This is a genomic window from Halorubrum sp. SP9 (assembly GCF_005435015.1).
GTDB classification, from domain to species: Archaea; Halobacteriota; Halobacteria; order Halobacteriales; family Haloferacaceae; genus Halorubrum; species Halorubrum sodomense.
This window is the reverse complement of sequence record NZ_SGXU01000223.1, coordinates 1-692: the sequence shown is the minus strand read 5'-3', so window position 1 is coordinate 692 and position 692 is coordinate 1. Positions and strand designations below refer to the sequence as shown.

General features: G+C 64.7%; 1 protein-coding gene. It reads left to right on the top strand.

The genetic code is table 11. The features are described from left to right. Positions 1-692, top strand: a 692-nt coding sequence (locus EXE45_RS17295) for an ABC transporter substrate-binding protein (RefSeq protein WP_137695058.1), incomplete at both ends; no start/stop codon positions are given.

The window sequence follows — 692 nt, the reverse complement described above, 5'->3', positions numbered from 1 at the left end:
AGCGAAGCGGACACCGCCGAGATCCGCGAGAACGTCGCTCCGTTCTTCGGCAACAACATGCGGCGTCGCCGCGGATTCCACGACTACGAGCTGTACGGGCTCTACGAGGGGTTCGAGCGGCTCGCCGACCTGTTCCAAGAGCGCGAGCGCTACGAGGCGCTCGCGGCGGTCCACGAGGAGCTCCAGACCGAGATCGCCTCTCGGCTGCCGCCCGAGGAGGAGCGGCCGAAGGTCGGACTCATTAACGGGGGATCCAACCCGGCAAGCGGTGAGATATATCCGCTGTACACCCGCGACGAGGGGTACGAGATGAAGCCGTACCGCGATCTCGAAGTGAAGAGCGCCTTCTCGGAGGAACTCGCCGAGAGCGGCGCGATCGGCTACGAGCGACTGCTGGAGGTCGACCCGGAGATCATCGTCGTACACTGGGGAATCGGCACGACGGGCGACACCGACTCCTTCTCCGCCTCCGCGTTCCGCGAGCAGTACGTGACGCCGATGGAGGAGGACGAGGTCGGAAGCGAGCTCACGGCCGTCATCGAGGGCCGCGTGTATCCCGGTGCGTACGGTGAACAGGGACCGATCGTCAACCTGCTCCAAACCGAAATGAAAGCCCAGCAGCTGTACCCCGAGGAGTTCGGACAGTTCGACCCCGAGGCCTTTCCCGAGGTCCCGGAAGAGAACCGACTGTT